The 15,240-nt window shown below is 60.2% G+C and carries 13 protein-coding genes and 1 pseudogene; 5 read left to right on the forward strand and 9 right to left on the reverse strand.

Features of this window, described 5'->3' with window-relative positions; all coding sequences use genetic code 11:
* Positions 1-67: 67 nt before the first annotated feature.
* The 4 genes and pseudogenes from ACA066_RS15265 to ACA066_RS15280 all read right to left on the reverse strand — a co-directional run.
* Positions 68-1,285, reverse strand: a complete 1,218-nt coding sequence (locus tag ACA066_RS15265) for an amino acid deaminase (protein ID WP_497695575.1) — start codon at positions 1,283-1,285, stop codon at positions 68-70.
* 39 nt (positions 1,286-1,324) lie between these two features.
* On the reverse strand, positions 1,325-2,089 hold the full coding sequence (locus ACA066_RS15270) for an IclR family transcriptional regulator (RefSeq protein ID WP_497695576.1): 765 nt from the start codon (positions 2,087-2,089) through the stop codon (positions 1,325-1,327).
* Positions 2,090-2,248: 159 nt separating this feature from the next.
* Positions 2,249-2,638 carry a RidA family protein gene (locus tag ACA066_RS15275; protein ID WP_407014966.1) on the reverse strand — a complete coding sequence of 130 codons (390 nt, stop codon included), beginning with the start codon at positions 2,636-2,638 and terminating at the stop codon, positions 2,249-2,251.
* A gap of 31 nt (positions 2,639-2,669) precedes the next feature.
* A pseudogene (locus ACA066_RS15280) lies at positions 2,670-2,819 on the reverse strand (amino acid ABC transporter ATP-binding protein); the annotation flags it as partial.
* Between the two features lie 289 nt (positions 2,820-3,108).
* On the opposite strand from ACA066_RS15280, the gene wecB reads away from it, so the two are divergent.
* From wecB to ACA066_RS15300, 4 genes are read left to right on the forward strand one after another with little or no spacing between them, the layout of a single operon-like run.
* Positions 3,109-4,266, forward strand: a complete 1,158-nt coding sequence (gene wecB / locus ACA066_RS15285) for a non-hydrolyzing UDP-N-acetylglucosamine 2-epimerase (RefSeq protein WP_497695577.1) — start codon at positions 3,109-3,111, stop codon at positions 4,264-4,266.
* Complete coding sequence (gene nfrB, locus ACA066_RS15290) at positions 4,263-6,437, forward strand: cyclic di-3',5'-guanylate-activated glycosyltransferase NfrB (RefSeq protein WP_497695578.1); 2,175 nt, start codon at positions 4,263-4,265, stop codon at positions 6,435-6,437. Before wecB ends, nfrB begins: the two co-directional genes overlap by 4 nt.
* Positions 6,434-9,601 carry an NfrA family protein gene (locus tag ACA066_RS15295; RefSeq protein WP_497695579.1) on the forward strand — a complete coding sequence of 1,056 codons (3,168 nt, stop codon included), beginning with the start codon at positions 6,434-6,436 and terminating at the stop codon, positions 9,599-9,601. The genes nfrB and ACA066_RS15295 overlap by 4 nt, the downstream gene beginning before the upstream one ends.
* Positions 9,601-10,476: a DUF4434 family protein gene (locus ACA066_RS15300; RefSeq protein WP_497695580.1), complete on the forward strand. Its 876-nt coding sequence runs from the start codon at positions 9,601-9,603 to the stop codon at positions 10,474-10,476. The genes ACA066_RS15295 and ACA066_RS15300 overlap by 1 nt, the downstream gene beginning before the upstream one ends.
* Before the next feature lie 92 nt (positions 10,477-10,568).
* Here the strand turns inward: ACA066_RS15300 and ACA066_RS15305 are convergent, their stop codons facing one another.
* The 4 genes from ACA066_RS15305 to ACA066_RS15320 all read right to left on the reverse strand — a co-directional run bounded on the left by ACA066_RS15305 (position 10,569) and on the right by ACA066_RS15320 (position 13,105).
* Complete coding sequence (locus ACA066_RS15305) at positions 10,569-11,411, reverse strand: DUF6216 family protein (protein WP_497695581.1); 843 nt, start codon at positions 11,409-11,411, stop codon at positions 10,569-10,571.
* Positions 11,412-11,467: 56 nt separating this feature from the next.
* Positions 11,468-11,749, reverse strand: a complete 282-nt coding sequence (locus ACA066_RS15310; RefSeq protein ID WP_497695582.1) for a type II toxin-antitoxin system RelE family toxin — start codon at positions 11,747-11,749, stop codon at positions 11,468-11,470.
* Positions 11,739-11,987: a type II toxin-antitoxin system Phd/YefM family antitoxin gene (locus ACA066_RS15315; RefSeq protein WP_497695583.1), complete on the reverse strand. Its 249-nt coding sequence runs from the start codon at positions 11,985-11,987 to the stop codon at positions 11,739-11,741. Before ACA066_RS15315 ends, ACA066_RS15310 begins: the two co-directional genes overlap by 11 nt.
* 251 nt (positions 11,988-12,238) lie before the next feature.
* Complete coding sequence (locus ACA066_RS15320; RefSeq protein ID WP_497695584.1) at positions 12,239-13,105, reverse strand: LysR family transcriptional regulator; 867 nt, start codon at positions 13,103-13,105, stop codon at positions 12,239-12,241.
* A 165-nt stretch (positions 13,106-13,270) separates the two neighbouring features.
* Between ACA066_RS15320 and ACA066_RS15325 the strand changes: the two genes are divergently transcribed.
* The gene (locus ACA066_RS15325; RefSeq protein ID WP_497695585.1) at positions 13,271-14,812 is read left to right on the forward strand and encodes an MFS transporter; all 1,542 of its coding nucleotides are present in this window, start codon (positions 13,271-13,273) and stop codon (positions 14,810-14,812) included.
* Here the strand turns inward: ACA066_RS15325 and ACA066_RS15330 are convergent.
* Positions 14,796-15,206, reverse strand: coding sequence for a MerR family transcriptional regulator (locus ACA066_RS15330; RefSeq protein ID WP_497695586.1), 411 nt, complete (start codon positions 15,204-15,206; stop codon positions 14,796-14,798). The genes ACA066_RS15325 and ACA066_RS15330 overlap by 17 nt on opposite strands.
* Between the last annotated feature and the right edge of the window lie 34 nt (positions 15,207-15,240).

Genomic DNA, 15,240 nt, shown 5'->3' on the forward strand with positions numbered 1-15,240 from the left:
CGGCGGTAACCACATATCCTGTAGGAGCCGAGCTTGCTCGCGATGGCCGCGCCTCGGTCTGGAACCCTTAGAAACAGGTTTCCATGGTCTCGATGACATTCAACTGCTCATCCACCAGACACCCGGTCCGCCACTTGTCGAACGTCAGGCATGGGTGCGAAGTCCCGAACGAAATGATATCGCCCACCCGCAACTCAACACCTGGCGCCACCGTCATGAACGCATGCTGGTCCATCACCGCCGTCACCTTGCAGGCGCTGACATCGTCGCCCGTCGCCGGCACCACACCGGCCTTGTAACGCAGCAGCGGCACCGGCAGACCGGCGTCGTAGGCCACGTCGCGCTTACCCAAGGCGATCACCGCAAAACCCGGCTCCGGCAACGACTGCACGTGAGCCCAGACTTCCAGCGCCGGACGCAGGCCTTCGTGCAAATCGCTACGGCGGTCGAGCACGCAGCATTGCGCTTCTTTATAGATGCCATGGTCGTGCGCCACGTAGCTGCCGGGGCGCAACACGCTGAGGAAACGTCCGCCGGCGTTCTGCGCTTCGAAGGATTCGGCGATCAGGTCGTACCAGGCCGAACCCGACGCCGTGATGATCGGCTTGGCAATGGCGAACGCACCGCTGTCCTGCAACTGCACCGCCAGACGCACCAACGACGCGGCGAACTCGCGGATGCCAGTAACGGCATGATCACCATGGATCACGCCTTCGTAGCCTTCGATGCCCGTCAGCGCCAATGCCGGTTGGGCGTTGATGGCCTTGGCCAACGCAAGCACTTCCTCTTCCGTGCGGCAACCGCAACGACCGCCGACCACGCCGTACTCGATCATCACGTTCAGGCGTACACCGCGCGAAGCGAAGTAAGCACCGAGGTCCGCGACGTTGTCCGGATGATCGACCATGCAATGGAAGTCGAACGTCGGGTCCGCCAGCAGATCGGCGATCAGCGCCATGTTCGGCGTACCGACCAGTTGGTTGGCCATCAGCACCCGACGTACGCCGTGGGCATACGCCGCTCGGGTTTGAGTGGCGCTGGCCAGGGTGATGCCCCAGGCGCCGGCGTCCAGTTGGCGGCGAAACAGTGCCGGGGTCATGCTGGTTTTGCCGTGGGGCGCGAGTTCGGCGCCGCTGTTGCTGACGAACGTCTGCATCCAGCGAATGTTGTGTTCCAGCGCTTCGCGATGCAGCACCAGCGCCGGCAGGCTGACGTCGCGCACCAGGTTGACACCGGTCTGGGCAAAGCCCTTTTCCACGGCGGCAGTATTTTGGGCAGTAGACATGGTCGAACTCCTCACATTCGCGGCCGCAGGCAGCCGCTGTTATTCGTTGATACGCCGGGAGAGGCTGTTGGCGCTGTCGATCAGCACCCGGCGATAGTCGTTGTAATTGTTCTTGGCATCCGCCCGTGGAGCGACGATGCACAGGGTCGCAATGGCAATGCCGTTCGGGTCTTTGACCGGGGCGGCGAAGCAATGGGTAAAAGTGTCGGCGACGCTATCGAAGGAGAAGAACCCATCGATACCGGCCTGACGGATTTCACCGAGAAACTGTTCCAGCGGCAGGCGTTCGCCGTTGGGCAGGATGAAGTCATCGTGGTCGATCAGGTCGATGATTGCCTGGTCGCTCAGGTGCGCCAGCAGCAGGCGTCCGGATGCTGTCCACGGGATCGGTGCGTTCTCGCCGATGTCCGAGGAAATGCGAAAATGCCGCTCGCCCTCTTTCATCAGAGCCACGGTGTATTTACGTCCGTTGAGCAGGCACATCTGCGCGGTTTCGCGGGTCTGGCTGACGATCTCCTGCAAGGCATGATCGGCCTCGCGGGTGAGGTCGAAATGGCGCAAGTGCGCCTGGCCGAGGAAGTACAGCTGACGGCCGAGGTAGACGTGACCGTCCTTGCCCACGGGCTCGAGAATCCGTCGTTCCAGCAGCGAGGCCACCAGTTCGTAGACCGTGGATTTGGGGCTGCCGATGCCGCTGGCGATTTCATTCGGACGCAGGGGCTGGCCGATCTCCTTGAGGAAATCGAGGATATCGAACGCCCGGTCCAGACCGCGAGCCCGGCGCTTGATGGTGTCTTCGGTCATTTCAGTGGTTCCCATTAAAGTGCCGGGAGTTTAACCAGAGTGCTGCGGCGACTGTTAGGCCGCTTTCGCTGGCAAGCCATGCTCCTACAGGTATTGCAGCGCTCTTGTAGGAGCAAGCGGTGCGGCGATCCGACTTGCCCGCGATGAAGCCACCTCGGTTCAGGCCTTTTTCTTGTACGCGATGCAGTCGATCTCGACCTTGCAATCAACCATCATGTTCGCCTGCACACAGGCCCGGGCCGGTGCGTGTTCGGGTTTGAAGTACTCGGAGAAGACCTTGTTGAAACTGGTGAAGTCCCGCGGATCCTCCAGCCACACGCCAGCACGCACCACGTCTTCCAGACCATAACCGGCCTCTTCGAGAATCGCGATCAGGTTCTTCATGGTCTGGTGGGTCTGCTCGACGATGCCGCCAACAATGATCTCGCCATCCACCGCAGGCACCTGGCCGGAAACATGCAGCCAGCCATCGGCTTCAACGGCGCGAGCGAATGGACGAGGCTGGCCGCCAGCGGCGGTGCTGCCGGTGCCGTAACGAGTAATGCTCATGAGTGCTTCTCCTGATTGAAAGGTGGACGTTTTAAAACCGCGTGTTCTTGAGAAACTCAGCCAGACGCGGCGATTGCGGGCGCTCGAACAGCTCCTTGGGTGGTCCCTGCTCTTCGATCCGCCCCTGATTCATGAAAACGATCTTGTCCGAGACCTCGAAAGCGACACGCATTTCGTGACTCCAGGATGACGCTGATTCCGCTATACCGGAATATGGCTCGTAACAACGGAATAGACGGGAGAAAGTGTGCCACAGGTTGTAAGGCGAATGCAGGGGAAATTGAAAAGTGTTTTGAATCAGCATGTCCGAATTCCGGTCGGGAAATCCCATCTGAAGAACCAAGAGCCCCCACGCCAACAGGCATTGGACAACCTCGGATTCGACTGCTTTGCTTTAATCACTAGTGGGGTAATAAACGACTTCAATAGCTGAGACACAACTGGGCGTTTGTTGTCCCCAGGAGAAGTCCATGTCTTTCAAAGTCATGATGGTTTTCGGTACTCGGCCGGAGGCCATCAAGATGGCGCCACTCGCCAGAGTGTTGCGTCAATGGCCCGGGATCGAATTGAACATCTGCTCCACCGGGCAACACCGGGAGATGCTCAAGCAAGTGCTGGACTCCTTCGAGCTGACGGTCGACCAGGACCTGCAGGTGATGACTCAGGGTCAGACCCTCAATGGGCTGTCACAGCAATTGCTGATCAGCCTCGACCAGGCTTACGAGCGGGTGAAGCCCGACATCGTGCTGGTTCACGGTGATACCACCACGAGCTTCATCGCCGCCCTCGCTGCCTTCAATCGCCAGTTACCGATCGGCCATGTCGAAGCGGGTCTGCGCACCGGCAACCTGCGTGCACCCTGGCCGGAAGAAGCCAACCGACGCCTGACCTGCGTCCTCGCCGACCTGCATTTCACCCCGACCACCAAGGGTGAAAACAACCTGCTGCGTGAAGGCGTGTCCAAGGCCACGATTGAAGTCACCGGCAATACGGTGATCGATGCGCTGCTGTGGATGCGCACGCATCAACAGGAGATCAACTGGCATCCGGCCGCCAACTCGTCGCTGGCGGTACTCGACGACAACCGGCACATGGTGCTGATCACCGGCCACCGCCGGGAGAATTTCGGCGACGGTTTCCGCAACATCTGCCGGGCCCTCGCCGACCTCGCGCTGCGCTATCCCGATGTGCAATTTGTCTACCCGGTGCACCTCAATCCGCAGGTGCAGAAAGCGGTGTATGGCGTGCTTTCGGACAAGCCGAACATTTACCTGGTGGCGCCGCAGGATTATCAGCATTTTGTCTGGTTGATGGGCCGTGCGCATTTCATCCTCACCGATTCCGGTGGTGTCCAGGAAGAAGCCCCTGCCATCGGCAAACCGGTGCTGGTGCTGCGCGATGTCACCGAGCGACCCTCCGTGCTTGAAGGCGGGACCGTGTTGCTGGTGGGCACCGACACCGACCGCATCGTCAAGCAAAGCTGCCTGCTGCTGGATGACGAAGCTCACTTCGAACGCATGACTCGTGTCCACAGCCCCTACGGCGACGGCCACGCCAGCGAACGCATCGCCACCCGACTGTGCCAGTGGCTGAGTGAGCGCTCGGCGACGGCGGTCAAAGCACGATGAGTTTCGATTTAGTCGATTTTTTTGCCTACGCCCTGTTCGGTCTCAAATACCTCGCGATCGCCCTGGCGTTGTTGATGTTCCTCCTCGGGCTCGATGACCTGTTCATCGACCTCGTGTACTGGGGTCGCAAGCTGGTTCGGCGCTGGCGAATCTATGAAAAATTCAAGCGCGCGGATGAAGAGCGCCTGTACGCCATTGCCGAAAAACCGCTGGCGATCATGGTTCCGGCATGGAACGAAGTTGGCGTGGTGGGTGAGATGGCGCGCCTTGCGGCGTCGACTCTCGATTACGAGAACTATCAGATTTTCGTCGGCACGTACCCCAACGATGCCGAGACTCAGGCGGACGTCGATGCGGTCTGTCAGCACTATCCCAACGTGCACAAAGTGGTCTGCGCCCGCCCCGGCCCCACCAGCAAGGCCGACTGCCTGAACAACGTCATCGACGCGATCCTGCGTTTTGAAAGCGAGGCGAAAATCCAGTTTGCCGGGTTCATTCTGCACGATGCCGAAGACGTGATTTCGCCAATGGAGTTGCGCCTCTTCAACTACCTGCTGCCGGCCAAGGACCTGATCCAGATTCCGGTCTATCCCTATGCCCCGGAGTGGCGAGGCTTCACCGCCGGGCACTACGTCGACGAGTTCGCTGAAAACCACGGCAAGGACGTCATCGTGCGCGAAGCGATGACCGGCCAGGTGCCCAGTGCTGGCGTCGGCACCTGCTTCAGCCGTAAAGCCATCACTGCCCTGCTGGAAGACGGCGACGGGATTGCATTCGACGTGCAGAGCCTGACCGAAGACTACGACATCGGTTTTCGCCTCAAGCAAAAAGGCATGAAGTGCATCTTCGCCCGTTACTCGGTGACCGACCCGAAACTGGCGCTTGACCAGCCCTGGGCATTCGGCATGGACCGTGTGTTTTCCCAGGTGATCTGCGTTCGCGAACATTTTCCCCGGGATTTTCAGCTTGCCATCCGCCAGAAATCCCGGTGGATCGTCGGCATCGTTTTTCAGGGCACCAAGAACCTCGGCTGGAGCCCCACGGGCGTGCTCAACTATTTCCTGTGGCGTGACCGTCGCGGCATGATCGCCTACTTGCTGAGCTTCCTGGTCAACCTGCTGTGCATCGTGCTGCTGGCGATGTGGCTGATGACGGTGATTGCACCGACCGCCTGGCGCTATCCGTCGATCCTGTCCAACAGCCCACTGCTCGCGACGCTCTTGTGGCTCAATGGTTTGATGCTGATCAATCGGCTGTTCCAGCGTGGCTGGTTCGTCACGCGTTACTACGGACTGGTCGAAGGCCTGTTGTCGGCGCCTCGCATGATATGGAGCAACTTCATCAACTTCTTCGCCAACGTGCGAGCGCTGCGCCAGGTCTTGGAAATGGGCGATTCGCGCCGCGTGGCATGGGACAAGACCACCCATGAGTTCCCGGCCCTGACCAAGGCCCAGCGCACGCCGCTGGGTCATCGCCTGGTGGAGAAAGGCCTGCTCACCGAAGAACAACTGGAAGCGGCGATCACCAGCCCGGTGCGGCGCCGACTGGGCCACGAACTGCTGTTGCGCGAACACATCAACAGCACGCAACTGGTGGAAACGCTCGCCGAACAACTGGACCTTGAATGGGCGCCACTGAATCCGTTCAAACTCGACAAGCGCCTGATCGACGCCGTGCCGCGCAAGATCGCCGCCCACTACGGCGTGCTGCCGGTGGCTGAGGACGGAAACACACTGGTGCTCGCCTCCGAAGGGCCGGTGAGCCAGGTATCCCTCGGCGCCATCAGCCGTCAATTGAAACGCCCGGTGCGCTGTCGTCTCGCGCCTCAGGGCCGGGTCACGCTGGGCATCCGCTACTGGTATGCCAGCCCCCGTCAGAACGAGGAAGTCCACCACATGCTCGAAGTGCTTGAGCTTCATCAGGACGATGAAGCCTTGCTCGAACGCGTCAGTCATCACCAGGTGCTGCTGGGCAATCTGCTGCAAGTACGCGGCATGGTCCCACCGAGCCTGTTCAATCAGGCCTTGATCGACTTCGATGCCGAGCACATGTCTTTGGGTGAACACCTGATCTCGCGCGGCATGATTACCCAGGAAGTGCTTGAACAAGCCCTGGCTGACCAGGCCAGTGAACAGCAGGCCGCCTACCGCATTGTCCGGGAGGTCGCATGAAGCCTGTCAATCGCCATACCCTCCTCGTCGGCAGCCTGTTGCTGAGCCTGAGTGCCGCCGCGTGGGTGCAGGCTGAACCGCTGACCGAGTTCGAACAGTTCCGCAGTTTTCCCTACATGGATCGCAGCTATCGCGAAGCGAAAAAAGGCAACTGGGCCGAAGTCGAACGGCTGATGCGCCACCTGCTGACCAAAGTGCCGAACAACGATGAAGCCCGGGCACTGCTGGTGGAAGCGCTGGCCAGGCAGCGGCGATACAAGGATGCCGTGCAAGCGCTGCCGGACAACCCGGATAACAACGACGCCCTGCTCAACCTGCGCCTGACCTGGATCGAACAGGATCCTCCGGGCAACGAGCAGGTGGAACAATGGCTGACCACCAGCAACCTAAATCAGCGTGTACGCCTGTGGCAGGCCTACAGCCTGAGCCTGGCCAGGTTTGGTGGCGCAGGCCGGGCCCACGACTGGCTCGCGCAACTGGCGCCCAAGGGGGACGACAACATTCTGCGCGAGGCACGCGCCAATTGGTCCGAGCAATTGCGCGACTGGAACGGCACCATCGAGCAACTCGCGCCACTGGCCGCCAGCAAGCAACTGGACGCAGAAGGTTGGCAGCGACTGGCCAATGCCTATGTGCAACGTCTCGACGAACAGCCTTTGCAGCAATTGCTGCAACAGGCACCGACGCCCGAAGCGGCGCGCAAGGCCCGCCTCGCCATGATCGACCGGGCGATCGCCATGGGCAACGTCCAGCAGGCCCACCGCTGGATTCAAACGTTGCCGGCCAGCGACCTGGCTGATCCGGCGCAACGCCAGCGTCTGTGGGAACTGGCGCGACAGACCGGCGATGTGCCGACCGTGCAACGCTTGAGTGGCGAATTGCAGCGCCCGTGCCTGGAGACGACCGAATGGTTGTCCAGTCGCGATCGGGAAGCCGCACTTACTCAGTTGCGGGGCTGCCAACCGGACGACGACCCGCAAACCTGGCTAGTTCTGGCCCAGCGCCTGCAGGCCACCGAGCTGCTGCAAAGCACGCGGCTGCCCGAACCCTGGGATAGCCGTCGGCAGGCACAACTACTGGATATCTGGCAGGACCAGGGCCAGACCGACAAAGTCATGGCCTGGCTCGCCGGCCAGCCCCAGACCGCTGAAGTGGTGAAACGTCGGGCCGAACTGGTTCAGGCGTTGGGGCGCAGCACCGAAGCGGCAACGCTTTGGGAGCGGCATTACCAGCAGACCGGCGACCTCGGCTCACTCAATCAGGCAACGTATCTGGCGCTCAACGCCGGCCAGCGCGAACACGCGCAACAGTTGCTTGAAAGCGCTTACGATCGTCACGTCGGCAAGTTGCCCGTCGCCATGCTGCAACGGCTGGCAGGGCTCTACGCGTCCTCGACGCCAACCCCGGCGCAACAGCAACGCATGGTGTCGCTGCTCAAGCGCGTCGATCCCGAGACTCGCGGCCAACTGCTGGCGCAACTGGCGGAAAAGGGTCAGTGCGATGCGGTGCAACAAGCCATCGGCGACCACCCGCAGGTCGCAGGCGACTATCGCGCCCTGGGCCGCTGCGCCATGCCGGATCGACCGGGTGAAGCCGTCGTCTACTATCAGAGCGCCGAAAAACTCGGCGACCGTGGCAGCCGTCTGCCGCTGGCTTATGCATTGGAGGCGGCCGGAGACTCCTCAGGTGCCCTGGCCATCTGGCGCAGCTTTGCGGATGCCGAACTGAGCGACAACGCAAGGCTGACGGCCAGTCGCAGCGCCCTCACCGCTGGCGACCCTCAGGCCGCAGAACGTTACTGGCAACGCAGTCGCGCCCGTGGCGCCAATGAATGGGCGCTCGGTGCAGCCATTGCCGACGCGCGCGGCGATCATGCACAGGCGTTGCAGCGTCAACGCTCAGCCTTGCAACAGTCGCCGGATGCCGGGCATTTCTATGCGGCGTCGGTGACCGCGCAAAAGGCCGGCGAGCTGGAACAAAGTACCGCGTGGCTCGCCGAAGCCGCGCGGCGCGAGCCGGACAACCCGCGTTATCGCGCCGATTACGGCATGCGTCTGGCCGGCGCCGACACCAGGGAACAGCGCGCCCACGCCATTCCTTATCTGCAAAGCGCCACCCGGGATTTCCCGGAAGACTATCGTCTCGGCGAAACCCTCGCCCTGCGGTACGACGAAGTCGAAGACAGTGCTTCAGCACGCAAGGAATTGCGTAGGGTCATCGACCTGGAACAGCACCCGGTCGCCGCCGACGATGAGGACGGCAGCATGGAAGCGCGCCGCTATCGCCAGCGCCGCGCTCACGAAACCCTGTCCCGTCGTGACAGCCGCACGCTGGCCAGCACCTGGTCGCCGGCCGGGGTGTCGACCAACGACAGCTTCCGCCCCGACGGCAACCGCAGTGACACATCACGGCGCGCCACCTCGCAGAATGTGCAAGTGGCGATCTGGGACCACGCGCTCGGTGAAGAGCCAAGCCGCGCCGGCAGTACGTTGTCGGTCTACGGTCGCGTGCTGCTCGGCGGCCAGGGCCGATCGAGCTACGCCGAATCCATCGGCACGGGCGTGGGTCTGCGTTACAAGCCGTGGGGCACCGCGAACATCAACTTCTACGGCGAAGTCTATAAGCAGAGCACGTTCGATGATGACGACAGTCAGCGCCTGAGCCTCGGGCAAATGCTCATTCCCGAGAAACTCGCGGACCAGTTCAACAATCACCGTCAGGACGGTCACACCAGCACCGACTACCTGCTGCGTACCACCGCGTCATTCCTCGATCAGGGACGGTTTCGCAACGATTGGCGCGTCGATGAAAACGACTGGGAAGAACGCTTCCTTTACCTCGATGCGGCGTGGTGGACCAAGGCCGGCGATCACCAATGGCTGTCGCGGTTCCAGCAAGGTCACACCTGGAAGCTGCCGTTCAACGGCGCGCAAACCCTCATGCCTTACGGCTTTCTCGAGTTCGCCACGCAGGACCCGGGCAACGACTGGCGCCAGGATCTGCGCACCGGTATCGGCGTGCGTTGGCAATGGTGGTTCGACGAAGACATCTACAACGCTTACCGCGCACACCTGACGGTGCGCACCGAGTATCAGCAATCCCTGAGCGGCAATCTGTATGAAGGCGGGAACGGCGTGCTGCTGGGCGTGGAGTTGAATTTCTGATGACGCGACTTTTCCTGGTTTTCTGTCTGTTACTGAGCAGCACGATGGCTCGCGCCGATGAACGGATTTTCTATCAACCACTGAACGTCGACTCCAGTGTCAGCCAGGCGCAATGGCAGCGCATCTGGCAAGACACTGTCAAACATGGCGTGCAGACCGTCATCGTGCAATGGACGGCGTACGGTGATTCGGACTTTGGCGGCGCCAATGGCTGGCTCGCCAGCAGTTTGCAACAGGCCCACACCCAAGGCCTGAAGCTGGTGCTGGGCCTGCGCATGGACCCGGCTTATTACCAGCGCATTGATGAACTGGACAGCGCCGGGCTCGCGGCTTATTGGCAGGCGCAACTCGGGCAGTCGCTGGTTCAGCAACAACGGCTGCGCCAGGACTGGAAGCTGCCGGTCAGCGGTTGGTACCTGCCGATGGAGCTCGACGACGTTCACTTCCTGGCGGTTGATCGACGGCAGACCCTGCAACGCCAGCTCAAGGATTTCGCCGGAAAACTGGACGCACCGTTGCATGTCAGCGCTTTCACTGCGGGCAAGCTCGCGCCGCAGGTGAACGGACGGTGGCTGGGCGGACTCGCGGACATCGGCGTGCAGGTCTGGTGGCAGGACGGCGCCGGCACCGGGCGTTTGCCGCCACTGGTACGCAACGGCTACGCCAGCGCACTGCCCTGCCCGGTCGGCATCGTGCGCGAAGCATTCCGACAGGTCAGCGCCGAGGGTCAACCGTTTCGCGCGGAACCGGCAACGCCGGACACTGCGTCAGCGGGTTGCCACCCTGCGGCGGTGTTTTCCCTGCGTTACCGGCCGTGGGGCAAAGTGATTCTCGACAACCAGCGCAAGCATCAGGTCGGCGATGCTCATCAATAGAATCTGAGTCGTCTGACCGTCAGCCTGCTCGCGAAGACGGCCATTGGTGATCATTCCCACGCTGTGCGTGGAAATGCAGAGGAACAGCGCCGTTAAGGTGCATGGTCACTGCGCATCCACGGATTGAGTTGTTCGTCTGATGGAAGCATTTTTCGATTCATTTGTTCGAACACGCTCCGTGCAGCCTGCGCTTTGCTAACGGCAACGATCATGGATACAAAGCCCCAAAAACCCAGTACCAGAAAAACTCCGGACAAGGCGCGTTGCTCGAAAATTATGTTTCTGACATATCGCCCATCTGCCTGACTAGCAAAGACTCCGCAGACCAACTGTTTGATCTCATCGTCTGGCTGTACGGTTGGCCTGATGCAGGTCTCCGGGTTTAGTACCCATTCGCTAGATAGAAAGGATTTGGCCGAGTCTTCCCGCACCATAAAGGTGACGTTGCTCTTTTTCATGGTCAAAACCGCGAAGTCAGGGATCATGGCAACCGTACAGAGGACCATGAAGAGCATTGCCATTACTACGCCAATGCCATGACGACCTTTCCAACGATTCAAATCAGGATTGCGCATGACCAAAAGATCTGCATCAAAGTACTTTCTGCCGCGGATCAATTGAGCGATGTTGACGTCGTCGCGCTTGATGCGTTCAAGAAGCTCAAGCATTCGTGCATAGTTATCAAGTCGTATGCCTGTTTTGAATCGGAAACTTTCAAGATCTTTGACAGCAGACCATTGCTGATTGAGAAACTCACTGGAGAACTCCTTACCGCCGCCTATCAATCGCCAAATGCGTTCAATCAGGAAGAAACCGGAAGCCGCTCGTAAGTAGCCATACCAGGTAAGCAGAAGTACTAGCAAAAGGGGAAGAGAATATTTCAAGACCTCAAGAATCGCGGTCAATTGAGGAAGAACAGGTTCTACATTACTCACAGCCATCATATTTCCTTATAAAAAAAATCCTGTTTCACGATGCCACCGGCGCACAGCTAGCGCTTACCTGCTTCCTTGTAAATAACTCCACGCGCCCTCTTGCCCACCGCTATTACTGTTACGACCAGCACTTCATCCATTACGCGATAGACCAGACGATAACCGGCGCTACGCAGTTTGATTTTGTAAGCATTCCCAAGCCCGCCCAGCCGGTCTGCAGGAACGTGAGGGTTTACCAGCCGCTCTTGAAGCTTCTTTTTGAACTGTTCTCGCAGATTTGCACCGAGCTTCTTCCATTCCTTCCATGCCTTTTCAGAAAACTCCAACTCATAGGTCATCAATTGAAACCTTTATGGTCGGGTCGTTTTCACGTTCCTTACAAAGAGCGATCAACTCAAGATCTTCGAGCCGGGTCATCATGGCTTCGTATTCTTTGGCGGGAACGCAATAGAAAGCCGGCTCGTTGCGGTTGAGGATCGCAACAGACAGTCCTCCGCCAGCAGCCACTGTACCCATCGGATTTTTTTTCAATTCTGAAATGCTCGCTACAACATGCGAAAGGAGGATGTGTGTCATGAGGGTGCTCCAGAGAGTGCTTTTAGAAGTGCTAAAAATAGCACTCCCAAGCGTGTCTGACTTCTACCCTTCGACGTTAAAGCCGCGACGGCTACCCGTTACGAACGAATAAAAAGTATCACGCCACACGCTTCCTGATTTCCGCGTTCAATGTCGGGCACTTCCTGCAACACAATTGAGTATGTCCAGGTTGGAGTAGGAATTTTCCATAGAGGCAAAAAGGGCTGGGAAAGTCGGCATCCTGTCTGTAGTCAGCGGTTTTTCACCCGCTCGATGTACCGCACCACCGCCGCTGATTTCTCGAACCGCCGATGAATCAACGACAACCACGAGCTCGCCTCACACCCTTTGATCGACCGGTAAACCACGCCGGGCAAACCGACATGCCCGACCACCGATTCCGGCACCACCGCCACGCCCTGTCCCAGCGACACCAACGCCAGCACCGCCACCAGCCCGCCGGGTTGCGCGCCCAGTTTCGGCGCAAACCCGCCTTCGGCAGCCACTTGCAAGGTGCCGCTGATCTGTTCCGGCAGGATGAACGTCTCGGCCTGCAGATGCTCCGGACTGATCTCGGTCAACCGGCACAGCCAGGACTCGGTCGGCAGCGCCAGCACAAAACCTTCCGCGTCGAGGCGAATGGCGTCCAGGCCTTCGGGCAAGGTCATGGGTGAGCGGACATAACCGATGTCGAATCGACCTTCGAGCACCATCGTCGGCAACGACACCATGGGGCTTTCGCGCACATTCAGGCTGACATCCGGACACTCGCGACTGAAGGCCTGAACCTGCTTTTGCAGCAATCCGGAGTACACCGCCGAGGCCACGTAACCCAGTTCGATATGGCCAATATCCCCGCGTCCGGCGCGCTGGGCGTTTTGCTGGGCGTATTCGAATTGCCGCACCGTCGCCTCGGCTTCGATCACCAACGCAGCGCCGGCCTCGGTCAGGCTGACTTCACGCGTCTGGCGCACGAACAGGCGCGTGCCGAGTTCGTTCTCCATGTCCTGGATCTGTCGAGTCAGGGTCGGCGGCGCGATACCGAGCTGCTCGGCGGCACGCGTGAAGTTGCCTTGCCGGGCAACGGCCAGAAAATAGCGGAAATGCCGTATATCCATCGGTGCATTAGCTCAAAGGTAATGAAATCCCGTTTTCCGGCTAACGAAGACGGCAAACGATCGCGATAAGCTCGCGGTGCAATCACAGTAGAGAGCCCATGTTATGTACGTCAAACCCCTTAATGCCTTCGCGATCAACGGCCTTGCTCAAAAGGCAATCGAATCATGAACCGGGTCAGTCCACGTCTGACATTGTTGACGGCCTCCGGCGTCTGTTCGCTGATCGTCCTCGACACCAACATTGTCGCCGTCACCCTGCCAACGATCGCCCGGGACCTGGGCGCGAACTTCGCCGACATCGAGTGGGTGGTCAGCGCCTACATGCTCGCCTTCGCCGCCCTGCTGTTGCCGGCCGGCAGCATTGCCGACCGCTTTGGCCGGCAGAAAACCCTGCTCTGTGGCCTGGCCCTGTTCATCCTCGCGTCCATCGGTTGCGGCGCGGCACCCACGGCGTTGTTCCTCGACATCGCACGGGCGGTCAAAGGCGTCGGTGCGGCGCTGTTGCTGACCTCGGCGCTCGCTTCCATCGGCCACACCTTTCACGATGAGGTTGAGCGGGCGAAAGCCTGGGCGTTCTGGGGCGCGTGCATGGGCGTGGCAATGACCGCTGCGCCGACCATCGGCGGGCTGATTACCGAGTACATCGGCTGGCGCTGGATTTTCTACCTCAATTTGCCGGTGGGCCTGTTCCTGATGCTGATGGTCTGGCGTGCCGTGCCGGAATCTCGCGATCCCCAATCCGCGCGCCTCGATCCGTGGGGCAGCCTGGCGTTCAGTGCCAGTTTGCTGTGCCTGATCTGGGGCCTGATCGAGGCCAACCGGATCGGCTGGAACAACCCGACCACCTACGCCCGACTGATCGGCGGCGCGCTGTTGCTGGGCGTGTTTGTGGTGATTGAACGGATGCAGCAGCGGCCGATGGTTGACCTTCAATTGTTCAAACACCCGCGCTTCATCGGCGCTCTGTTGGGTATGTTTGCCTACGCCGGTTGCGCCCAGGTGATGATGACGCTGCTGCCGTTCTACCTGCAGAACGGCCTGGGTTTCTCGGCCATCGTTTCAGGAATGGGCATGTTGCCGTTTGCCCTGACCATGCTGATTTGCCCGCGCATTGGCGTGCGTCTGGCCAGCCGTTTTGCCCCGGCGACGTTGATGGCCACCGGTTTGACCCTCGTAGGAAGCGGCAACTTGTTGAGCGCCTGGGCGGTCAGCAGCGGCGGATACCTGCCCTTCGCCCTGGCGATTGCCGTGACGGGCGCCGGTGCCGGACTGCTCAATGGCGATACACAGAAAAACATCATGGCCTGCGTGCCGCGGGAACGCACCGGCATGGCGTCGGGCATGAGCACCACCATGCGCTTCAGCGCAATCGTGTTGGCTATCGGCGTGTACGGAGCATTGCTGTCCAGTCATACCGAGCAATTGCTGCGCGCCAGTCTGTCGGCACAGGGTACGCAATGGCTCGACCAGACTCAGGGCATAGCTTCGCGGGTGGTGGCCGGCGACATGACGGCGGCGCTGGGCCTGCTGCCGGAAACCGCTCGCAACGCAGTCGAACCGTTGGCCCGACAGGCGTTCGTCGGCGGCTTCAGTCTCTTGCTGTTGGTCGCCGGTTTACTGGCATTGCTGGGAGCGCTAGTGGTGGGCACGCTGATGCGCAATCCGATCCCAGCCCCTTCGGCTGCCGCCATCAGCGCGAATGCTTGAATGAAGCCAGCACCCGCTCGGCATTCGCATCGCAGCCCATGCCGTCGGGTTTTGCCTGTATATCGTCGATCACCGCCAACAGCTTCGCCTTGCTCTGCGCCAGGTGCAGCTGCATTTCTTCAATCTGGTCGACTTTGCGCCTGAGACCCGCCACCAGTTCGTCGTGCTTGAATTCCCCGGTCGCGGTGTCCGGCATCAATTGCTTCAACTCCTCCAGACTGAACCCGGCCTGCTGCGCGCACTGGATGAGATACAGCGTTTGCAAAACCTGCTCGGGATAATGCCGGTAGCCGTTCGCCCGGCGTTCCACTTTCTGGATAAGGCCCTGGGCTTCGTAAAACCGAATACGCGACGGGTTCAACCCGCTTAACTGCGCCAATTCACCAATCTTCATCTCAGCCTCATTTGCCTGCTTGACATTAAAGTTA

This window comes from Pseudomonas sp. LBUM1651 (assembly GCF_059716135.1).